Source organism: Haloplanus rubicundus (assembly GCF_003342675.1).
In the GTDB taxonomy this organism is placed as follows: domain Archaea; phylum Halobacteriota; class Halobacteria; order Halobacteriales; family Haloferacaceae; genus Haloplanus; species Haloplanus rubicundus.
Genome location: NZ_CP031148.1, coordinates 713,749 through 734,230, shown reverse-complemented (window position 1 = coordinate 734,230; position 20,482 = coordinate 713,749). Strand labels below are relative to the sequence as shown.

Genomic DNA, 20,482 nt, shown 5'->3' with positions numbered 1-20,482 from the left:
TACGGTTGGGGTGAGTGTGCCCGGCGTCGTCAGGCGGGTGCCGGTGTCGGCCGCGGAGGCGGCGTCGGCGCGCCGCCGTTCCCGCCGGTCGGCGGGCGCTGTGGTTCGTCGGCCCCCGGTTCGGCCGGCGCGCCCGACCGCTTCTCGCCGTCGACGAGGAAGTCGGCGAGGTTGCCGATCAGCACCTCGTTGTCGGCGTCGAAGGCGTTCTCGCGGGTGACGAAGTCCGTGTCACCGACCGCGGTGACGTTGCCGCTGCGGGCGACCACGGCGTACGTCCCGGGGTCGCGGGTCGTCGACAGGTGCGTCCCGTCGACGCCGACGAGCGCACGCGTCGCGTCGGCCGTCCGGATCGGGACGGCCTCGCGCATCACGACGCGGTCGACGCCCGTGGTGAGGTCGGTGGTCGCCGCCGGCTCGGCGAAGACGCTCTTGTAGTTGTTGTCGTTCGTCTCCATATTGTAGAGATAGCCCGAACCGTACGCGATGCCGTAGTCCGAGCCGAGCGAGGCGGTCTGGGGGCCGGTCTCCTGAAGACCGCCGAGGCCGAAGAGGATGCCGCCGGACACCTGCACCGACGGCGGCTCGCCCATCACGAGCATCCGGCCGCCGGCGTCGGTGAACGCCTCGACGCCGGCGAGTTCGTCGCTCGTGAACTTCTCGCGCGGGCTGACGACGAGGAAAGCGTCGGCCGAGCGGAGCGACTCGTTGAGGCTCCGCCGCTGACCCCGGTAGAACCGGATCCGGTGGCCGTTCTCGGCGAGCGTCGACAGCAGGGGTTCGAGTTCGGTCTCGGAGACACCGTTCTGGTGCCCCACGTCGACGAGGATCGTCTTGCCGGTGGCGTCGCTGTCCATGGTGATCTCACCCTCCTCGGGCGTCTCGTCGGGGAGGATCGTCCCGGGCTGGAACTGCTGGTTCTCGACGTCGACGGGGTCGGAACCCGCGTCGGCCTCGGAGCCGAGTGCGTAGGGGGCGACGGCTGCACCGCCGACGATTACCGCGACGATGACGACGAAGACGGCCGCGAGTCTGGAGTTAGGCGCTGACATTGCCGATCACCTCCGATTCGGTCTGCACGTCGCCGTACACCATCAGGAACGTGGGGGTGTCGACGGCGTCGTAGCCGGCGGGACTCTGCTCGACCACGACGGTGCCGCCGTCCTCGGTACTGAGGAGGAACAGCCCGCCGAGGCGGGGCGGTTCCTTGCGGACGACGTCGTAGTCCTCGAGACCGGCCGCCGAGGCGGCCCGTTCGATGGCTTCGGGCGTCGACCCGATCCGGTCGGCCATGCCGTTGTCGACGGCGCGGGCGCCGGTGTAGACCTTCGCGTGTGCGACCTCGGTCCGCGAGAGTTCGAGTTCGTCGCTCCGGTGTTTCATGACGCTCCCGACGAACGCGCGCTGGAGCGTCTCGATCTGTGCGCGGCGCTGGTCGGCCGTCGCGCTGGCCTTGTCGGGGCCGCTCTTGATCTCGCCGGGGAGCGAGGGACCGGGCGTTCCGCCGCGAACACCGACGCTCCCGACGATGGAGGCCGGGGTGACGTAGATGTCACGCGCGGGGAGCATGGCGTAGTACGCTCCCGACGCGCCGGTGGACTTGACGCTCGCGACAACCGGCATCTCCTGGGCGGTCCGTTGGACCGAGAGGTAGAGCTGTTCGCTCGCGGCCGCCGACCCGCCGGGGCTGTCGACGTTCAGGACGACCGCGTCGATCGATTCGTTCTCGCGAGCCTCGCGGAGGTCCTCCTGGACGGACGACACCGAGTTCGAGGAGATGAACCCCTCGACGGAGACGACGGCGACCGTGCCGTCGGGGGCCGTCGCCCGGTCGTAGGCGACCGGGGCGAGGATCGCGCTCAACAGGACGGCTGCGGCGACGACGAGGGCGTACGACTGGACCCGCGTCAGTCCCGAGCCATCGGGGCTGTTCGACATGCGTCCCGCCCTCGTCGGGCTATCCCGTAATAAGCTGGCTTGGCGAAAACGCCGATTGTACCTTGGCAGTCGTTCACTCGGTCAGGCCGTACCCCCGCCGGAACAGGGCGATATCGAGGGCGACGACGGCCGCGGCGAGGACGGCGAGGACGAGCAGCGAGACGTTCGGATCGACCTCGCTGGCGCCGAGGAAGCCGTAGCGCACCCCGTTGACCATGTAGACCATGGGGTTGAGATAGGAGAGCGTCGTCAACAGCGGCGGGAGTTCGGCGATGGAGTAGAAGACGCCGCCGAAGAAAACGAGGGGTCGGAGGATGAACTGGTTCATCATGGTGAGGTCGTCCCAGTCGTCGGCCCAGAGACCGCCGACGACGCCGATGCCGGCGAAGAGGACGGTGATGACGACGGCGAAGCCGACGAGATAGAGCGGGCGGGTCACCCCCACCGAGGTGAACGCGGCGCCGACGATGGCGATGAGGACGCCGACGATGGCGCCGCGGGCCGCGCCCGCGAGGACGTACGCCGTCGCCATCTCGGTGTAGGAGAGCGGCGAGGTGAGCGGTTCGTGGATGTACTCGTTCCACCGGCCGTGGAAGATGGAGAACGCGGCGTTCTCGAAGGCGTTGGAGATGGCGCCGAGGACGACGAGACCGGGGAGGATAAAGAGGATGTACGGAATCCCCTGGATCGTGTCGATACGCTGGCCGAGGATGACGCCGAACACCGAGAAGTAGAGGACGTTCGTGATCAGCGGCGGCGCGAAGGTGTTCTTGGGGCGGCGGAGAAAGCGGAGGATCTCCCGGCGCGTCAGCGTCTTGAGGCCGACGACGCTCATACCTGTCCCCCGTCCGCCACCGCCGAGTCCGTGCGGGTCATCTCGACGAACACTTCCTCCAGCGAGGTGCGCGAGACGTCGAGGTCGACGATTTCGTACCCCGCGGAGTCGAGTTCGCGAACGAGGTCCGGGGCGACGAGGCCACCACGGGACGCGGCGACGACGAGGCGGCCGTCCTCCACCTCGACGGCCTCGACGTGCCCGTTGCCGGCGGCAATTTCGGGCGCCGAGCGGATCGGTTCGCGGAACGTGACCGTGATGCGGTCGGTGCCGCGGTCCATGAGTTCGTCGGGGGTACTCACCGTCACCACCTGGCCGCTGTCGAGGATGGCAACCTCGTCACAGAGACGTTCGGCCTCCTCGATGTAGTGGGTGGTGAGCAGGATGGTCGTCCCGGACTCGTTGAGGTCGGTGATGAGGTCCCAGAGGTCGTGCCGGAGCTGGACGTCGACGCCGGCCGTCGGCTCGTCGAGGATCAGGAGGTCGGGGCGGGTGACGAGGGCGCGCGCGATGAGGAAGCGACGCTTCATCCCGCCGGAGAGCCAGTCGAAGCGCGTGTCCCGCTTCTCGTAGATGCCGACCTGCTTCAGGGCCTCGTCGGCGCGCTCGCGCGCCTCGCTCGCCGGAATCCCGTGGTACCCCGCTTTGTGTTCCAGCACCTCCCGGATGGGGAAGAAGCGGTCGACGTTGAACTCCTGGGGCGCGAGGCCGATGCAGTTCCGGGCCTCGCGGTAGTCGGTCTCCACGTCGTGGCCGAACACCCGTGCCGTCCCGCCGCTCTTGCGGACGAGGCCGACGAGGACGTTGATGAAGGTCGTCTTGCCGGCCCCGTTCGGACCGAGCAGGCCGAAGAAGCTCCCCTCGGGCACGGTCAGCGAGACGCCGTCGAGCGCCGTCACGTCGCCGTACTCCTTCCTGAGATCGTCGATCTCTATGGCGGCAACCATCTACCCGACGGTCGGCGCCGGACGGAATTAAGCCCCGTGAAGTGCGTTTGTGGAATGGTACCACGACCCGATTAAGGTACATTAACGAATATTATCATTATCAATCATTATGTTTATGTGCCCCCCAGTCGTTCGACCGGATGCAATGCACGTACGCGACTCCCGTTCCGACACGAGTTGTCCCGGCAGACGACCGACAGCAACCCCACTACCAACACCATGGAACCCACGACCCGACGCGACGACGAACTAGCACAGCAAGCCCCCCTCGTTCCCGACATCGGCCGCGGCGACACCCGGACCGACGGCGGTCGTGAACGGACCCGCCCGACGCCGCGGACGCGGACGACTGATTCTACGACCCAGCGCACCGACGACGACGAGCTGGCACAGGAAGCGCCGCTCGTCCCCGACCTGGGTCGACCCGACACCCGAACGACGGACGCGACCGAACCCTCCCAATGACGCCCGAAGAACTCGACACCGACACGGTCACCAGAGACATCGACAACCCGGCGGCCGAGCAGTTCCGCGAGCAGCTCGCGGATCAGCAGTTCGTGTTCGCGCCCGGCCTCTATCACGCCCTCGACGCGCGGCTGGCGGAGATGACGGGTCACGACGCCGTCTACATGAGCGGCTACTCGACCGTCCTCGGCCAGTTCGGCTTCCCGGACCTCGAGATGGTGACGATGACCGAGATGGTCGAGAACGCAAAGCGCATCGCGGAAGCCACCACGCTCCCGGTGATCGCCGACTGCGACACCGGCTACGGCGGCATCCACAACGTCCGCCGCGCGGTGCGGGAGTACGAGAAGGCCGGCGTCGCGGCGGTCCACATCGAGGACCAGACGACGCCCAAGCGCTGTGGCCACATCGCGGGCAAACAGATCGTCTCCCGCGAGGACGCGGAGGCGCGTTTCAGCGCCGCCGTCGACGCCAAGCAGTGCGAGGACACCGTCATCATCGCCCGCACGGACGCCTACGGCTCCGCCAACGGCGACTGGGAGGAACACCTCGAACGCGGGCGCATCTACGCCGACGCCGGCGTCGACCTCGTCTGGCCCGAGATGCCCGACCCGTCCCGCGAGGATGCGGTCGAGTACGCAGAGACCATCCACGAGACCCACCCCGACCTCGATCTGGCCTTCAACTACTCCTCCTCCTTCGCGTGGTCCGAGGAGGAGGACCCGCTGACGTTCGCGGAACTCGGTGACCTCGGCTACAAGTACATCTTCATCACCCTGTTCGGCCTCCACTCCGGCGCCCACGCGGTTTACGAGGACTTCGAGCGCCTCGCGGAGGCCGACGAGGAGGCGCAGTTCGACCTCGAGAACCGCTATCTGGGACACCCGACGGAGAGCCACCACGAACTCTCCTTCGTCAGCAAGTACCAGGACATCGAGGCGCAGTTCGACCCCGAGGCGAAGCGCCGGATGGAGTCCTCGGAAGGCTTCAGCGAGGACGAGAGCGACCCCATCTCCACCGCGGAGGAACCCGAGACGCCGACGCCGAACGACGACGACTGATCCCCTCGGCCGACTCGTTTTTTTACAGCACTGCCCCGACCGCCCACAGCGCGAGCAGTCCGACGGCGATGGTCGCGAACATGTTTTCGGTGTACCACGCCACGACGGCCGCGACGGCGCCGGCGAGCAGGCGGTCGTCGAGGACCGTCGCCGCCACCGTCGGCCCCGGATCGACGACGGCCGGCGCGACGAGCGCCGCCAGCACCGCCGCCGGGACGAACCGGAGCGCCTCCTCCACCCGCGGCGGCACCCCCTCGATCCGACCGAACAGGTAGACGAAGGAGTAGCGGATGGCGAAGGTGGCGACGCCGACGACGAGGACGACCGCCCAGATGGCGAGCGGGCCGTACGTCGTCGTCACGCGTCGCTCCCCCTCCAATCGACGACGACGCCGGCGACGACGCCGGCGAGCGCCCCACCGAGGAGGCCGAGATTCAGCGGCCACGTCGCCCCGACGACGGCGACGCTCCCCCCGACGAGCGCGGCGACCAGTCGGGGGCGATCCGACACGTCGCCGACGAGGAGCGTGAGAAAGACCAGCGGAACGGCGAAGCCCACCCCCCAGCTCTCGGGGATGCCCGCCCCGAGGAGGACGCCGGCGACGGTCGTGAGTTGCCAGACGGCCCAGATGGCGCCGGCGACGCCGAGGTAGTACCACCGCCGATCGGTCCCCGACTCGTCGGTGAACTCGGCGATAGACAGGGCGTAGGACACGTCGGTCAGGAGGTACGAACAGCCCACCGCCCACCGACGGCGGAAGGATTCGAAGTACGGTGCGATGGAAGCGGAGTACATCGCCATCCGGAGGTTGATGACGACGGCCGTGACGACGACGACGGCGAGTGAGGCGTCCCGTGCGAGCAGGTCGATGGCGGCGAGCTGTGCGGCGCCGGCGAAGACGACGGCCGACAGCCCGATGGCCTGAAACGGCGAGAGGCCGGCGTTCACCGCGGCGATGCCCGCGACGAGGCCGAACGGGACCAGTCCGAGGAGGGAGGGCAGCGCCGCGCGGACGCCGGCGCGGAAGTCGTCGGGGAGCATGGCTATCCGTGTGCGGGCACCCGGCAACGACCTTTCGGTTTACCGCCCGATGACGACCGCCTCGCGGATCTCCAGCGCCGTCTCGAACTCCTCGTCCCGGTCGCTCCGGGACCCGATCCGCCGGAGCTGTTCGGCGTGGGTTCGCGCGACCGCCTTCCGCTCGCGCTCCCCGAACCCCAGCCGGTCGCCGACCGTCTCCCAGTGCCCCGTCGGGACGAGAAACACCTCGCGGTCGTCGCTCCGGGCGACGCGCTCGAACTCGCGCCGGTACCGCTCGCGCTCTCCGGCGAGGTGGGTCTGGACGCGCCCCAGTAGCTCGGAGAGCCGTCCGGGGTCGACGCTGGCTTTCGCCGAGGCGAGCATGAACACCTGCCCGTCTATCGGCGAGTTCGGCGCCCCGGACACGATCAGCCTCCGGCGCGCATCGCCTTCTGTGCGAATCGCTCGATGAGCGGGTCGAGGGTTTCGGGGTCGCCCTCGAAGACGAGGTCGACCTGCGTCAGCGACACCGACGGCCCGATGCCGACGGTCTGCGAGGAGAGTTCGGCCGCCCAGTCCTCGGCCTCGACCCGGTCGTCGTCGACCTGTTCGGCGCCCAGATTCTCCAGATATTTGATCGCCAGCCGCTGTGAGATGCCCCGGAACGAGCGCTCCCGGCGGACCCACTCGTCGGCGGTCATGCCCCTCCCGCCACCGGCGGGAAGATAGACAGCGTGTCGCCGTCCTCCATCGGCGTCTGCGGCCCCTTCATGTGCAGCACCTCCCGCCCGTTCTTCAGGATGTTGAGGTTCGGCTGCAGTTCGCCCTGATCGTCCAGCAGTTGCCCCTCGAGCCCGTTGTATTCGGATTCGAGGGCGAGAAGCACCTCTCCGACGGTCGAGCCGTCCTCGAACTCGCGTTCGAGGGTCTTCTGGCCGACCGCTTCGCGAAACGTTGCGAAAAACCGCAGTTGCAGGTCCATGCCAACCGTTCGGAGCGCCAGCGTAAAAAGGAACGCGACAGCGTGTGGCGGTGCTACCCTACCGATCGCTCAGACGAATGCCGTCCTCGACGGTCCGGTAGTTGCGCTCCTGATCGATGCGCTCGGCGACCCAGCCGACCTCCTGAATCTGCATGATGAGGTCCGCCTGCAGATTGCGCCACGCGATGGCGTAGATGGGCGACTGCCCCCACGCCCGGAGTTCGGGGACGAACTCGTCGTACTGTTCGAGCTGGTCCTCGAGGCGTTCGAGCGCGCCGACGACCGTCTGGGCCGCCTCGCGTTCGTCGTCCGCGGCCGAGACGCCCTCGTTCAGTCGGGCTTCGAGGCCGGCGACCGCCCGCTGCATGTCCTGTCGTGCCGCCTCGTCCTCGTCGGGGAGCGATTCCAGAATCTGTGTGGGAACGCCGAGGTCGAACTCGTCCATACGAACCGGTGGCCCGCGAGCGGTAAAAGGGTCCCGCACCTATTCGAGAAACGCGCGTAGCTCCGCCGCACAGGAGCGACAGAGCATGACCCGAAGGTCGCCGTCGGCGTCGAGCAAGTCGAGTGCGCCGTAGACGTGGCCGGGTTCGATGGTCGCACCGCACCGGTAGCAGTCGTGGGGCCGCGACGGGTTCGACCCCGTCACGGGCTGTAGTCGCGGCCGGGGTCGTGCTCGACGGGCGTGACGGCCGGCGCCGATCCGAGCGGCGTCTCGTCGTCGACGACCGGACCGAGCCCAAGTCGGTCGACCGTCTCGGCGGTCGGCAGCCCCTCGACCGACCAGCCACGCGCCGCGTAGTAGGCGTCGAGCATCGCCTCGAACGCCTCGCGGTCGACGGTGCGGCCGGCCGCCGGCCCGTCGGGAAGCGGGTCCTCGAACAGTTCGGGCAGGGTGTCGTCCGCCCGGTCGAACCCCTCGCGGACGTTGAACAGGCGGACGAGCGTCCAGACGCGTTCGCCGAGCGTCGCCAGCGACGCCCGGTCGTGGTCCAGCCCGACCGCCCGCAGCCACTCCGCGCCGAGGTCCTCCCACATGGTCTCGCCGGCGAAGTCGTCGACGACGAGGCTCCAGAGCGTCGAGCGGACGTTCTGGGCGCCGACGACGGTGGCGACGCGGTCGGCGTCGCTCCACTCGTCGCGGGCGAACGCCTCGCGCTCGACCGGCCGGGCGCGGCGGTGACACCCCCCGCGGTCGCTGGTGGCGTAGGCCAGCGCCATCCCCGCGGCGCCGCGGGGGTCGTAGGCCGGCAGTTCCATCGACTTCACCGTCGGCACCGTCGCGGCGCCGTGCCGCTCGCGGGCGGCCTCGACCCCGTCGGCGAGCGTGTCACCGAGGTCGGTCGAACGGGTGGCGATGGCCTCCAGCAACGCCGCCGCGGCGTCGGCGTCGCCGAACGCGAGGTCGACATCCGTCTCGAAGTCGACGGCGGCCGCGTCCACCGCGCGCATCACCCACGCGACGGCGTTGCCGGCGCTGATGGCGTCCATACCGAGCAGGTCACAGACCGAGCCGAGACGGGCCACGTCGTCGAAGTCGTCGATCCCGAGGCCGGCGCCGAGCGACATCAGGGCGCCGCCCCGCGGCACCGACTCGTCGTCTCCGGCCTCGACGCGAAAGCCCCCCGGGACGGCGTCCTCTTCGTTTTCCCGCCCCGTCGCTGCCTCGCGCACCGCCTCGACGCCGATGTCGCCGGCGTCGTCGAACGTCCCGCCCTGCCAGCCGCGGGTGGAGAGGACGCCCACCTCGTTGGCGAAGTCGACGCTCTCGACCGTCTCGCCGGCGGCCTGCCAGCGACCGGTGTCGTCGTCGCGGTAGGCGTCGTCGTAGCGCTCCCGGAGCGCCGCGAGTTCCGGCGTCGGCTCCGGCGAGTCGCCGTGGACGGCGACGGCCTTCAGCCGTTTCGCGCCCATCACGGCTCCGGCGCCGCCGCGGCCGGCGTGGTGGTCGCCGCCGTCGGAGGCGACCGTCGCGTACGCCACCTCGTTCTCGCCGGCCGGGCCGATACAGGCGACCGATCCCGCGAGCGCGTCGTCCACCTCCGCGGCGTCGGCGCCCCAGAGGTCGGCCGCCGACTCGACGGTCACGTCGCCGTCGGCGACGGTCAGTTGCACCGGCTCGTCGGCGGCGCCCTGGACGATCAGCCCGAAGGCCTCGGGGAGCGCCCCCGCGAGGGCGTCCGCGAACGACCCGCCGCTGTAGGAGTCGAGGAAGGCGCCGGTCAGCGGCGACTTGGTGACGGCGGCGTAGCGCGATTCAGCCGGCAGGTAACCCGAGAGCGGGCCGAGGAAGAAGGCGAGGCGGTTGTCGGGGCCGAGCGGGTCGGTCCCCGCGTCGAGTTCCGCGTAGAGGTAGCGGGCGCCGAGACCCTTGCCGCCCAGGAAGTCGTGTCGCCAGTCGTCGGGGACGCGCTCGCGAACGACGGTGCCCGCGGAGAGATCGACCCGGATCACGTCGCGCCGGACGGGCGATGGCATCGACGCACGTAGTCGGGAAACGATGTTAAGCGTTGTCCTCGCTGGTCGCTCCGGACGGCCGCGGGTGATGCCCGCGGCCGACTCCGCGCTACGTCTCCTCGACGTGGCGCACCTGGACGGCCACGCCCCGCGTACTGTCCCGCATCTCCGGCCCGCTCATCTCGGCGCGGCCGACGCCGAAGGCAACGGGCCCCTCGACGACCACCTCGTCGCCGACGCGAATTCCCTCGCTCGCGTCGACGACGCCGGGAGCGAGGACGCTCCCGTGGGGGACGAAGGAGTCGATTTCGACCCGCTTGGTCGGCGCGTCGCTCTCGGCCCAGTGCCGGGCGCCGTCGAGCGTGAAAGAGAGGACGCCGTACTGGGGCACCTGTGCCGCGAGTTGCGTTCCCTCGTCGTCACGAATCTGCAACTTGGGGTGCCGGCTCGTCGTCCGCAGGTCGGGAAACAGGTCGTCGCCCGCGCCCGCGCCGAACTGGTAGTCCGCGATGGCCCGCACCGTGTTGTGCTGGCGCTCCCGCTTCGAGTACTTGAGTTCGCCCGCGAGGGCGTCCGAGAGGTTCGACAGCGACTCGGAGGTGGTGGGGTGGTCCGCGACGGTGAACTCGAAGGGCACGTCCACGTCGTCGGCCACCCGTTCGCAGATGTCGCGGTAGCCCTCGCCGGGGACGTGCGCGATGACCCGGGGGTAGTCGTTGCGCTCCAGGTAGCGCCGGAGCACCGCCGCGACGAACGTCTTCTCCCCCTCGCTCCAGTCGCCGGTGACGACGGCGTCGTAGTGCTGGGCGGGGTAGGTACACTCCAGTTCCTGGGGCACGACGCCGATGGGCGAGGTCATCGAGGCGAGGTGGCCGCGATAATGTATGGCGCGGTGGAACTGGGCGTGGCTCTGGGAGTCGCTGTAGGGTTTCCGCGCCGAACAGGGGACGAGGACGAGCGGGTTCGAGAACCGGTTGCGATAGCGGGTCGTCACGCGGTCGGCGAAGCGCTGAATCTCGACCCGATCCAGCGTCTCCTCGCTCGCCGCGCTGATCTCCGCTTCGCGAATGACGGGCGTGCGCTCCTCCAGATAGCGGTACTCGTGGTCGAACTCGCGGAACGTGGCGGTCAGCCAGTTCTCGTGGCGGGCCTGCCCCTCCAGGTAGTCCCGCAGGCGCCCCCGGCGAATCCGGGTGCGAACGGTCGCGAGCGCGGAGTCGAGCGCCGCGACGTTGTGGGAAACGCAGTCCTCGCGGGTGAACTCGTCGAGCGGCGGATCGGAGGGGAAGGAACCGGGGAGTTCGCCGCCCTCGGCGGCGAGTTCGTCGAGGTGGTACTCGCCCTCGGTCGTGAGATACACGCCCTGTCTCCCCTTCACGCGGGCGAGTTTGGCGTCGACGAGGTCGACACCGGCGGCGACGAGGCTGGCGACGTTCGCGGGCGTGGCGACGCCGGCGAGATAGAGGGCGGTGTCCGGCGGAATCGCCTCGCGGACGGCGATGGTCTCGTCGCGGAAGGATTCGCCGTGGCCGACGACGCCCGGGGCGTTCGCGAGGACGTAGGCGTCACAGCCGTAGTCGGCGGCCGTCTCGGCGGTGACGACGCCGGCGCTCGGGAAGTCGACGTCGGGGTAGTCGACGGCGAAGGACTCCTGGACGGTCGGGTCGGTGCCCGCGGGGAAGGCGCGGTGGGGAAGCACCGTCACCGCCCCCTCGTTTCCCTCCGGCGGGTCGCGGTCGGCGGCCCACAGACTCCCGGCGTCGACGACGACGTCGTCGGCGAGCGCGGGGGTCGTCACGGGGTCACGCAGGCGGAGTTCGCCGATCCGGGCGGCGCCGTCCCGCGCGTGAACCTCGAAATACTCGGTCATGGAGGGTCGTGGCGGGGGACGCGGAACTAGATTTCGTTCCCGGCCCGTCGCTACACGCTCCGCGACCCGACCTCGTCGCGGACAACGTAGTAGAGCACCCAGACGACCAGACTGCCGAGGAAGGCGCCGACGGCCCAGGCGAGGGCGTGGCGACTGCCCCGCCCCTTCGCATCCCGGTAGATCAGGACGGAAACGACGAGCGGGACGACCAGAGAGAGCACCGTGATGAGCAGGACGATCAGGAGTTCGATGCCGCCGGGGACGCCGAACTGCAGGAGCGGGCGGAGCATGACGGACGGCTCTCGGCCGGGCGACAAAAACGTTGGGCGGTCGACCAGTCCGCGGCTTTTAGCCACCCGCGTCCTAACGCGGGGCATGACCGAGGTTTCGTACACCGGCGAGTGGGACCGCGCGGGGGTCGCGTCCTTTCTCGCCGACGCTCACGTCCCGATCCGTGTGGCCTGCCGGACACCCCCCGGCGGCCTCTGGATGCTCTCGCTGTGGTACGACTTCGACCCCGACGCCGGCGAGTTCGTCTGTGCTACCTCGGCCGACGCGGACGTAGTGCGATATCTCCGGGCGGACGACGGCGTCGCCTTCGAGGTGTCGACCAACGATCCACCCTACCGGGGAGTCCGTGGCTGTGGCTCGGCGACCCTGACCCCCGACGACGACAAGGCCGTGTTGCGCTCCCTCCTCGAACGCTACCTCGGCGGTACCGACTCGTCGCTCGCCCGTCGGCTCCTCGACCCGGCGCGGGACGAAGTCGCCATCCGGATCGACCCCGAGCGATGCTACTCGTGGGACTTCACGGAGCGAATGCAGGACGTCAGTCAGGACTGACGGCCGCCGATCGGCGCACACCGGTCGCTCGGCGGGCGAGTCCGTCAAAAATACGCGTCGACTGTCGCCGCAGAGCGGCGATAGCGTTAGTTGCGGACGACGTTCGTCGCGCGGGGACCCTTGGGGGAGTCCTCGATTTCGAAGTCCACGTCCTGTCCCTCTTCGAGGTCCGGACCGCCAACGTCCTCCATGTGGAAGAACACGTCGTCGTCCGCGTCGTCAGTCTCGATGAAACCGTAGCCGCCTGTGTCGTTGAAGAAATCAACCGTACCGTTTGCCATTACAAACAAACGTACACTCCCCCGACGGATAACGGTTGCGAGGGTCGTGGTACCACGAGGGTGCCGATCAGGGCGCGGCCGGTCGGGGACGGGCGTCGACCTTCCCGTACGGCCCACTACCCCCGTCGTCGCTCCCGCCGTCGTCCTCCGGGGACGAACAGCCGGCGAGGCTGACGGTCACCGCCGCGACGAAGCGTCGTCGGTTCATGCGTGTGTCTTCGTGACACGCCCTCAAAAATCGGTCGTCGCCGAGGCGCACGCGGCCGGCACATCGCGCTCGCCACTCAGGCGTAGATGTCGGCGCTCGCCTCGCGAGTCACCGGCAACACGTCCTCGTACAGGAGTTGGAGCAGGTCGTACTGGGCGCGCGTCGCGTCGGCTTCGTCCGCGGCAGTCCGGAGTTCCGTGACGAGCGTCCCGATGGCCATCCGCCGGTCCGCGAGTCGCACGTCCTCGGCCGCCGTCGTCCGCGCGGCCACCGCGGCGCGTCTGGCGTGGTGACGGGCGGGACCGATCGGGAGCGATCCGGCACACCCGTCGATCCGGTCGGCGACGTCGCGGAGGGCCGCTGCGACGTCCGGGGAAAGCGGTTCGTCACCCGCCTCGGGGTCGTGCTCCGTCGTGTCGGCTGCGCGAGTTCGGTTGGACATCTGTCGGTTCCACCAACGGAGTGCTGACATTTCAATGAAACGTGACTGTGTGTCACACGCGAACAGCTGTCAGTCGTCGTCCCGATCCCGCCGCGCCCCCAGTCGCTCGACGGTGACCGAGTCGGGCAGCAGCGCGAGCGCCGAGGCCGGCCAGTCGTCGTGGGCGACGGTCACGTCGGTCGCGGGGTTGGCGTCGACGAGGGCGGCGACCCCCCGGGCGGCGGCCTGGCAGGCCGCCGCGTCGGTGCGGTCGGGGAGTTCGGCGGTGAACGGGTACGTCTCCGAGAGCGCGCGGGGGACGGGACCGAAGGGGGGCAAGAGGCGCCACGCGGCGTCGAAGTAGTCGTCGGAGGGCGCCGATCCTGCCGTCACCAGCAGTCGGGCGGGCGCGTCGAGGCGGCCGATCCGGTCGTGGTGGCGGACTACCTCGGGTCGGCGCGCGCTCTCGGCCGAGCAGTAGAAGAAGGCGCCCTTGGAGGCGGGGTCGTGGCGTTCGATCTCCGCGGTGTGATCCAGGAGAGCGCGGTAGCCGTCGAGCATCGTGGGGTGACCGCGGGCGCGGGTCTCGACGAGTTCGAGCAGGCTCCCCTCCCTGATCGCGTTCTTGATCCGGCGGAGTTCGCCGTAGGAGACGTGGAGGTTGTGTTCCGCGAGGAGGCGTTCGCGCTCGTCGTCGTCGGCCGCGCGGACGTCGGTGGGATCGTTGGCGGCACAGACGGGACACTCGCAGGGGAAGTAGTCGACGTCGTCGAGGTGTTTCGTCCCGCGGACGGTGAGATAGCGGTCGTCGCGCGCGTAGATGGCGTAGGCGGCGGAGTCGAAGACGTCACAGCCCATCGCGACGGCGAGCGCGAACATCATGGGGTGACCGGCGCCGAAGAGGTGGACGGGGGCGTCGGCGCCCAGCCCCCGCTTGGCCGCGGCCACCACGTCCACCACGTCGGCGTAGCGGTAGTCGTTCATCAACGGGACGACGGCGCCGACGGGGAACACGTCCAGATCGGTGGCGTCGGCGTGGCGAGCCGCCTCCTCCCGGAGGTCGAGGTGGGTCGAGCCCTGGATCGGCGCGTTGACCAGCATCTCGCCGGTGTCGACGGCCTCGGCGTCCGCGAGCGCCTGCCGGGTCGTCTCCAGGTCCACCTCGGCCGCCTCGCGGGCGGCGTCGGGCGGCGTCGGCACGTCCACCGGCGTCGCCACGTCGGAGCCGATGGCGTGCTGGAACTCCAGAATCTCGCGGGTCGTCACGTCTATCTCGCCGTACTCGGCGAGCTGGAAGGAGCCGGAGTCGGTGAAGATGGCGCCCGAGAACTCGAGCATGTCGTGGAGCCCCTCCGCTATGGCTCGCTCGCGGAGGTCGGCGGTCTTGCGAATGATGTAGGCGTTGGTGATCAAGGCCTCGGCGCCGAACTCGGCTTCGAGTCGCGCCGGCGACACCGTCCGGATGTTGGGGTTGATCACGGGGAGCAGCGCCGGCGTCTCGACGGTCCGGCCGGCCCGCGGCACGGTCAACGCCCCGATGCGGCCGAGGGCGTCGCCGCGCCGCAGTTCGAAGTGCTCGCGCATGGCCCCGGCTTTCGCGGGCGCGGCGGTAAGGGTTCCGTTCGCCGACGGGTGCGATCAGACGGGAAGCAGCGAGAGCATCTCGGTGCCGGCTCCCGGCTCCGGGAGCCCCCCCGACTCCGAGAGCCGGATGGCGAGGTAAGCGAAGGCAAACAGCGTCGCGTTGTACGCACCGTGGACAAGCGCGGGGACGACGAGGTTGTCGGTGAGTTCGTAGACGGTGCCGAAGACGAGGGCGGGGAAAAAGAGAACCGTGATGGTGACGAGGCGTCCGCCGGTGCCGCCGGTCAGGGCGGCGAAGTGGACGGCGGCGAAGAGCGCGCTCGCGAGGACGACGCCGGGGACGCGGTCGAACGTCTCGCGGAGCCGTCCCTGGACGATGCCCCGAAAGAGCAGTTCCTCGCCCGGCCCGATGAGGAGGAAGGAGGCGGGGATCAGCCACAGCAGGACGGAGGGGTCGGTGCTCGCGAACTCGGCGACCTGGTTCTCGCCCGCCGGGGCGCCCGTGACGCTGATGACGATGGCCCCGGTGATGGCGGCGATGAAGGCCGTCGCGTAGCCCGCGACGACGATCAGGAGGTCGCGCACCGAGGGGAGTCGGAGGCCGACGCTCGTGACGGGGCGACCGCGAAAGCGGAGATAGAGAAGGGCGACGCCGCCGAACGCGACGCCCTGAATCGAGACGAGCGATATCACGAGGAGGGTGAGCGGCGAGGGGTTCAGACCGAGACCGACTAGGAGCAACGAGAGGCCGACGACGAGGGCGACGCCCGCGCCGAGACCGAGTCCGGAGACTACGAGCGCGGCGACGACGGCCTGGAGAGCGGACACCGTCGAATCGTCGAACGGGAGCGAGGACGAGACCATACCCGACCGTGGGACGGGACGGTCAAAAGCTTCCCTCCGTTCACGGGGGGCCGTTACGACCGACCCCGCGACGTATCGCGGCGGCGCCGCCTCGACGGGGCAGTCACCCGTCCGTCTCCTCCCTCGGTTCGGCGGCGTCGGCACGGCCCCGGAACGCCGCCGCGGGGTGGCGGTCCCTGGACGGCGATCCGAACAGCCGCTCGCGGATCGACCGCTCGGACGGGCGTTCGGCCAGCAACACCGAACAGTCCACGTCGTTGACGACGTCCAGATGGAGCGAGTTGTGGACCAGCCGGGAGAGCAGCCCCTGTTCGGTCGCCCCGAGCATGAGCATCGTGCTGTCGGTGGCCGCGCGGGCGATGGCCGGCTCGACGTCGCCGGAGTCGACGGTGATGGCCGCGTCGTCCAGCCCGTGGTCGGCGGCCCAGTCGCGGAGGAACGCCTCGCCGGCGCGTTCGTCGGCCGCGTCGTCGACGACGTGGAGGAGTTCGACCTCCGCGTTCGCGACCTCCCGGAGCACCCGGGCGACCTCCGCGTTCAGATCGGAGTCGGGGCCGCCGGCGGTCGGCAACAGGATTCGCGACGGGTCGAGCCCGCGGTCGTTGGCGACGAGGAAGTCACAGGGCAGTCGGTTGGTCAACTCGACCAGCGGCCGCTCGGCGCGGGCGGAGCTCCACAGCCCCTCGCGGTCCCAGTCCATCACCACCAGATCGGGGCTCGTCCGCCGGGCGAGGGTGAATATCTCCTCGAAGGAGCGTGGGGTGACGACCGTCGACGTCTCCAGCGCGACGTCGTGGTTGGCGCCGATCCGGCGGGCGTCCTCCAGAAGCCGCTCGGATTCGCCGCTGATCCGGTCCCGCTGGACGCGCTCGGCGTCGGGGGACCACCGCCGCGGCGCCTGCACGACGTGGACGACGTGAACCTTCCCTTTCTCGCGGCTGCTGGCGAGCTGGCAGGCCAGCCGAACCACGCCGGCTTCGGTGCGGGGGTTGGCGATAGGCACCAGAATTCGGTACGCCTCCGGGTCGCGGACGATCTCCTCGACGGTGTCGATCACCGGGACGTACGACCGGCCGGCCAGCGAGCCGGCCAGCCACTCCCGGAGCGAGAGCCGGCGGACGTTCCGAAACCGCTCGATCTCCAGGCGCCGGTCGGAGGTCTGGTAGTAGTTGACGACGGTCACCAACACCACCCCACCGATCGTGTTACCCAGCAGGACTGGCAGGACGAACCCGACCAGCGCGGGCACCGGATTGGTGCCGGTGACGAGCGCCAGATAGACCACCTCGGTGAACGAGACCACCACGTGAAACAGGTTGCCCATGGGAATGGCGAGGAAGGCCAGGTAGACGACCAGCAGTCGGGAGACGGTGTCGCGGGCGGCGAAGTTGATCCAGACCACGCCGGCGACGATCAGCCCGGCGAAGGCGGCCTTGACGAACAGGGCGCTCGCGGGGGTGGCGATGCCTTTCTCCGCGAACCCGAGCGCGACTGCCGCGGTGGCGTCGTCGAACACCCCGCCGTAGGCCAGCGCCAGTGCCCCCAGCCCGCCGCCGAGGAAGTTGCCCGCGAGCACGATCAGCCAGTGGCGAAAGAGCGTGGGAATCGAGGCCAGCCGTTCCAGGGTCAGCGCCACCGGCGGGAGGGTGTTCTCGGTGTAGAGCTGGTAGCCGCCGATGATGATGTAGATGAACCCCAGCGGGTACAGCAGGACGCCCACGATTTTGGTCTCGGCCGTCGCCGTCACCGAGGCGTACAGCAGGAAGGTGACGGTGATCGCGAACCCGGCGGCGAGCGCGCTGAAAAACAGCTCGCGCGTCCCGGACGTGATCTCGTGGTCGGCGTCGGCGACGACCCGCTGGTACACCTCGTCGGTGGACAGCTGGTCGGCGAGCACGTCGTCCTCGTGGTCGTGGGCGGAGTCGTCGTCGGACACCGCGTCGGAGTTCGGGCCGGCCATCTCCGTACCCACGGCCTTCAGGGGGCACGGTAAGTAGCTTTGTGGTCGTCGCCGGGGGTCGTGTTGAGATACGCGAACGAAGCGAGTCCGTCCGCGAACCCGGGCGTTCACGAGAGCAGCGCTCTCGTGAGCACACCAGAAACCGGAGGAGTCTGGGGTGTCGTCAACGAAGTCGCGCGACTCCGAATAGTATCCGCTGCCCCGACCCCGGACGCTTTCACCACGGCGCCCGTCGGCATCGTCGTGAACACGTCGCGCGACTCCGCCGACGGCGCCGACGCGGACGCCCCCATCGTCACCGTCGACGCGGACCTCGATCCGGCCACGGCTGCCGACCTCCGGCGCCTCCGCGACCTGAGCCACCTGCTCGACGACTCGATTCGAGTCCCCGGCACGGAGTTCCGCGTCGGGATCGAACCTCTGATCGGGCTCCTGCCCGTCGTCGGCGACGGGTTCGGTCTCGCCGTCTCGGCGTACGTCTTCGCCGTCGCCACCCGGACGGGCGTCCCGCGGGCGACGCTGGCCCGGATCGCGTTCGTCCTCTGGCTCGACGCCGTCGTCGGGTCCGTCCCCGTCCTCGGCGACCTCTTCGACGCCTACTGGAAGGCGAACCTGCGGTCGACCCGCCTCCTCGAAGCGCGCCTCGCCGACCCCGCGAGCGCCGCCGCCGACCGCCGGTATCTGCGCCGGCTGGCCGCCGTCGTCGTCGTCCTCACGCTCGTCGTCGCCGCCGTCCTCGTCACCCTCGCGTGGTGGCTCGTGCGCACCCTCGGTGTGTCCGGATAGCAAGACAGTTACGGCCGCCGCCCCCTCACCCGCTATGAGCCTCCTCGACGACGCGCGCCGGCTCGCCGCGACCGGGCCGGTGTGTGACGCGTGTCTGGGGCGCGTCTTCGCCGACCGGAGCTTCGGGTTGACCAACGCCGAGCGCGGCCGGTCGCTCCGCGTCGCCGCCGCCCTCGACGACGACGAACCCTTCGACCCCGTCGACATCGCAGACTGCTGGGTCTGTGAAGGCCGCTGTGCCACGTTCGACGACTGGGCCGAGCGCGCCGCGGAGTCGGTCGAGACCATCGAGTTCGAGACGTATCAGGTCGGCACCCGCACGCCGCCACTGATCGAGGAGAACGAGCGCTTGCTCCGCGAGGAGGTCGGCGCCGACCCCGACGCGGGCGAGCCGTTCAAGATGGAGTTCAACCGCGAGGTGGGCAAACGAGTCGGCCGCCTGACCGACACCGAGGTGGACTTCGAGCGGCCGGACGTGCAGTTCGTCCTCGACGTCGACGCCGACCGGGTGGAGACGACGATCAACTCCGCGTTCGTCTACGGCCGCTACCGGAAACTCGAACGCGACATCCCCCAGACGGAGTGGCCCTGTCGGGAGTGCGACGGGAGCGGACGGCAGGGCAGCGAGCCCTGCGACCACTGCGACGGGTCGGGCTACCTCTACGACCGGAGCGTCGAGGGACTGATCGCCCCGCTCGTCGAGGACGTGATGGACGGCGTCGACGCCGTCTTCCACGGCGCCGGCCGCGAGGACGTGGACGCCCGAATGCTCGGCACCGGCCGCCCGTTCGTCGTCGAGGTGAAGGAGCCGCGCCGGCGCGATATCGACGTCGAGCGCCTCGAATCGGACGTGAACGCCTTCGCCGAGGGCGCCGTCGAGGTGGAGGGGCTTCGGCTGGCCACCTACGAGATGGTCGAACGCGTCAAGCGCCTCGACGCGAGCAAGACCTACCGCGCCGCCGTCGCGTTCGACGACCCGGTCGACGCGGACGCTCTCGCCGACGCCCTCGACGAACTCGACGGCGCGACGGTCGAGCAGTACACCCCCCAGCGGGTCGACCACCGGCGGGCGAATCTGACCCGCACCCGCGAGGTGTACGCCATGTCGGGCGAACTCGACGATTCCACCCACGCGACCGTCGAGATTCACGGCGCCGGCGGCCTCTACGTGAAGGAACTCGTCTCGGGCGACGACGGACGGACGGAGCCGAGCCTCGCCGGTCTGCTCGGCGTCGGCGCCCGCGTCACCGACCTCGACGTCCTCGCCGTCGAGGGCGAGGACGAACCGTTCGAGGACGACGCCTACTTCATATAGCTCGGCTGGGGTGTCCCCGGCACGGAGTACATACGGATCGGGTGCGCATCCACCCCTATGACCGACGACCACGCACTCGCGACGCTCGCAGGTGGTCGTTTCTGGTGTCTCGAAGCCCCGTTCGAGGAACTCGCGGGCGTCCACGCAGTAACCTCCGGCTACGCCGGCGGCGACGTGCCCGACCCGACCTACGAGGCAGTGTGTTCGGGATCGATTGGCCACGCGGAAGTCGTCCAGATCGAGTACGACCCCGACCGCATCGCCTACGCCGATCTGCTGGAAATCTTTTTCGCGCTTCACAACCCGACGACGAAGGACCGGCAGGGCCCGGACGTGGGATCGCAGTATCGCTCGGCCATCTTCACCCACAGCGACGCGCAACGCGAGACGACCGAGGCCGTCATCGATCGTCTCGCCGACGAGTACGACGATCCGATCGTCACTGAAGTCGAGCCGCTGGAGACGGTCTACCCCGACGACGACTACCACGCCAACACCCCCGAACGAGCGTACTGTCAGGTGCAGATCCGACCGAAGATGCAGAAGGTGCGCGAGCGGTTCACGGAGCGAGTGACCGACGACTGATACGGTTTACTGTAAGTCAGCACCGGTGGTTCACCAAGGGGTCGGTCAACGACTGGTGAC

General features: G+C 69.6%; 26 protein-coding genes. 6 read left to right on the top strand and 20 right to left on the bottom strand.

What is annotated here, in order from left to right:
- Nucleotides 1-29: 29 nt before the first annotated feature.
- The 4 genes from DU484_RS04610 to DU484_RS04595 form a co-directional block, all read right to left on the bottom strand.
- Complete coding sequence (locus DU484_RS04610; protein ID WP_114605226.1) at nt 30-1,052, bottom strand: DUF4350 domain-containing protein; 1,023 nt, start codon at nt 1,050-1,052, stop codon at nt 30-32.
- A complete protein-coding gene (locus DU484_RS04605; RefSeq protein WP_114584999.1) occupies nt 1,039-1,938 on the bottom strand; it encodes a S49 family peptidase in 900 nt (299 codons plus the stop codon). The genes DU484_RS04610 and DU484_RS04605 overlap by 14 nt, the downstream gene beginning before the upstream one ends.
- A gap of 73 nt (nt 1,939-2,011) precedes the next feature.
- Nucleotides 2,012-2,773 carry an ABC transporter permease gene (locus tag DU484_RS04600; RefSeq protein ID WP_114584998.1) on the bottom strand — a complete coding sequence of 254 codons (762 nt, stop codon included), beginning with the start codon at nt 2,771-2,773 and terminating at the stop codon, nt 2,012-2,014.
- Nucleotides 2,770-3,720: an ABC transporter ATP-binding protein gene (locus tag DU484_RS04595; protein ID WP_114605225.1), complete on the bottom strand. Its 951-nt coding sequence runs from the start codon at nt 3,718-3,720 to the stop codon at nt 2,770-2,772. The genes DU484_RS04600 and DU484_RS04595 overlap by 4 nt, the downstream gene beginning before the upstream one ends.
- Before the next feature lie 219 nt (nt 3,721-3,939).
- Between DU484_RS04595 and DU484_RS04590 the strand changes: the two genes are divergently transcribed.
- Both DU484_RS04590 and aceA read left to right on the top strand, forming a co-directional pair.
- Nucleotides 3,940-4,185: a hypothetical protein gene (locus DU484_RS04590; protein ID WP_114605224.1), complete on the top strand. Its 246-nt coding sequence runs from the start codon at nt 3,940-3,942 to the stop codon at nt 4,183-4,185.
- Entirely contained in the window at nt 4,182-5,246 is a 1,065-nt protein-coding gene (gene aceA, locus DU484_RS04585) for an isocitrate lyase (protein ID WP_114605223.1), read from the top strand. The genes DU484_RS04590 and aceA overlap by 4 nt, the downstream gene beginning before the upstream one ends.
- Nucleotides 5,247-5,268: 22 nt before the next feature.
- Here the strand turns inward: aceA and DU484_RS04580 are convergent, their stop codons facing one another.
- The 10 genes from DU484_RS04580 to DU484_RS04540 form a co-directional block, all read right to left on the bottom strand.
- Entirely contained in the window at nt 5,269-5,607 is a 339-nt protein-coding gene (locus tag DU484_RS04580) for an AzlD domain-containing protein (protein ID WP_114584994.1), read from the bottom strand.
- Complete coding sequence (locus DU484_RS04575; protein ID WP_114605222.1) at nt 5,604-6,287, bottom strand: AzlC family ABC transporter permease; 684 nt, start codon at nt 6,285-6,287, stop codon at nt 5,604-5,606. The genes DU484_RS04580 and DU484_RS04575 overlap by 4 nt, the downstream gene beginning before the upstream one ends.
- Before the next feature lie 39 nt (nt 6,288-6,326).
- The gene (locus DU484_RS04570) at nt 6,327-6,650 is read right to left on the bottom strand and encodes a hypothetical protein (RefSeq protein ID WP_114587161.1); all 324 of its coding nucleotides are present in this window, start codon (nt 6,648-6,650) and stop codon (nt 6,327-6,329) included.
- 44 nt (nt 6,651-6,694) lie between these two features.
- Nucleotides 6,695-6,967, bottom strand: a complete 273-nt coding sequence (locus DU484_RS04565) for a hypothetical protein (RefSeq protein ID WP_114605221.1) — start codon at nt 6,965-6,967, stop codon at nt 6,695-6,697.
- On the bottom strand, nt 6,964-7,248 hold the full coding sequence (locus tag DU484_RS04560) for a ubiquitin-like small modifier protein 1 (RefSeq protein WP_114584991.1): 285 nt from the start codon (nt 7,246-7,248) through the stop codon (nt 6,964-6,966). The genes DU484_RS04565 and DU484_RS04560 overlap by 4 nt, the downstream gene beginning before the upstream one ends.
- A gap of 58 nt (nt 7,249-7,306) precedes the next feature.
- Nucleotides 7,307-7,693: a hypothetical protein gene (locus tag DU484_RS04555; protein ID WP_114584990.1), complete on the bottom strand. Its 387-nt coding sequence runs from the start codon at nt 7,691-7,693 to the stop codon at nt 7,307-7,309.
- A gap of 39 nt (nt 7,694-7,732) precedes the next feature.
- The gene (locus DU484_RS19395) at nt 7,733-7,897 is read right to left on the bottom strand and encodes a hypothetical protein (protein ID WP_157969498.1); all 165 of its coding nucleotides are present in this window, start codon (nt 7,895-7,897) and stop codon (nt 7,733-7,735) included.
- On the bottom strand, nt 7,894-9,726 hold the full coding sequence (locus tag DU484_RS04550) for an aldehyde ferredoxin oxidoreductase family protein (protein WP_114605220.1): 1,833 nt from the start codon (nt 9,724-9,726) through the stop codon (nt 7,894-7,896). Before DU484_RS04550 ends, DU484_RS19395 begins: the two co-directional genes overlap by 4 nt.
- 88 nt (nt 9,727-9,814) lie before the next feature.
- Nucleotides 9,815-11,575: an archaeosine synthase subunit alpha gene (gene arcS, locus DU484_RS04545; protein ID WP_114605219.1), complete on the bottom strand. Its 1,761-nt coding sequence runs from the start codon at nt 11,573-11,575 to the stop codon at nt 9,815-9,817.
- A 50-nt stretch (nt 11,576-11,625) separates the two neighbouring features.
- Nucleotides 11,626-11,865 carry a hypothetical protein gene (locus tag DU484_RS04540; RefSeq protein ID WP_114584987.1) on the bottom strand — a complete coding sequence of 80 codons (240 nt, stop codon included), beginning with the start codon at nt 11,863-11,865 and terminating at the stop codon, nt 11,626-11,628.
- 85 nt (nt 11,866-11,950) lie between these two features.
- Here DU484_RS04540 and DU484_RS04535 point away from each other — a divergent pair, with 85 nt between their 5' ends.
- Nucleotides 11,951-12,418, top strand: coding sequence for a pyridoxamine 5'-phosphate oxidase family protein (locus DU484_RS04535; protein WP_114584986.1), 468 nt, complete (start codon nt 11,951-11,953; stop codon nt 12,416-12,418).
- A gap of 86 nt (nt 12,419-12,504) precedes the next feature.
- Here DU484_RS04535 and DU484_RS04530 read toward each other — a convergent pair whose 3' ends face one another.
- The 6 genes from DU484_RS04530 to DU484_RS04510 all read right to left on the bottom strand — a co-directional run bounded on the left by DU484_RS04530 (nt 12,505) and on the right by DU484_RS04510 (nt 17,736).
- Entirely contained in the window at nt 12,505-12,699 is a 195-nt protein-coding gene (locus DU484_RS04530; RefSeq protein ID WP_114605218.1) for a cold-shock protein, read from the bottom strand.
- 67 nt (nt 12,700-12,766) lie between these two features.
- Nucleotides 12,767-12,907: a hypothetical protein gene (locus tag DU484_RS19390; protein ID WP_157969251.1), complete on the bottom strand. Its 141-nt coding sequence runs from the start codon at nt 12,905-12,907 to the stop codon at nt 12,767-12,769.
- A 76-nt stretch (nt 12,908-12,983) separates the two neighbouring features.
- The gene (locus tag DU484_RS04525; RefSeq protein ID WP_114584984.1) at nt 12,984-13,349 is read right to left on the bottom strand and encodes a hypothetical protein; all 366 of its coding nucleotides are present in this window, start codon (nt 13,347-13,349) and stop codon (nt 12,984-12,986) included.
- A gap of 69 nt (nt 13,350-13,418) precedes the next feature.
- Entirely contained in the window at nt 13,419-14,912 is a 1,494-nt protein-coding gene (gene tgtA, locus DU484_RS04520) for a tRNA guanosine(15) transglycosylase TgtA (RefSeq protein WP_114605217.1), read from the bottom strand.
- Nucleotides 14,913-14,966: 54 nt separating this feature from the next.
- Nucleotides 14,967-15,776 (bottom strand): CPBP family intramembrane glutamic endopeptidase, encoded by an 810-nt coding sequence (locus DU484_RS04515; protein WP_114584982.1) that lies wholly within the window; start codon nt 15,774-15,776, stop codon nt 14,967-14,969.
- Between the two features lie 103 nt (nt 15,777-15,879).
- Nucleotides 15,880-17,736 carry a formate/nitrite transporter family protein gene (locus DU484_RS04510; protein ID WP_114605216.1) on the bottom strand — a complete coding sequence of 619 codons (1,857 nt, stop codon included), beginning with the start codon at nt 17,734-17,736 and terminating at the stop codon, nt 15,880-15,882.
- Nucleotides 17,737-17,979: 243 nt separating this feature from the next.
- Here DU484_RS04510 and DU484_RS04505 point away from each other — a divergent pair, with 243 nt between their 5' ends.
- The 3 genes from DU484_RS04505 to msrA are packed head-to-tail and all read left to right on the top strand — an operon-like array spanning nt 17,980 to nt 20,422.
- Nucleotides 17,980-18,522 carry a DUF4112 domain-containing protein gene (locus DU484_RS04505; RefSeq protein ID WP_157969250.1) on the top strand — a complete coding sequence of 181 codons (543 nt, stop codon included), beginning with the start codon at nt 17,980-17,982 and terminating at the stop codon, nt 18,520-18,522.
- A 34-nt stretch (nt 18,523-18,556) separates the two neighbouring features.
- Nucleotides 18,557-19,837 (top strand): tRNA pseudouridine(54/55) synthase Pus10, encoded by a 1,281-nt coding sequence (locus tag DU484_RS04500; protein WP_114605215.1) that lies wholly within the window; start codon nt 18,557-18,559, stop codon nt 19,835-19,837.
- Between the two features lie 57 nt (nt 19,838-19,894).
- Complete coding sequence (gene msrA / locus DU484_RS04495; RefSeq protein WP_114605214.1) at nt 19,895-20,422, top strand: peptide-methionine (S)-S-oxide reductase MsrA; 528 nt, start codon at nt 19,895-19,897, stop codon at nt 20,420-20,422.
- Nucleotides 20,423-20,482 lie beyond the last annotated feature (60 nt).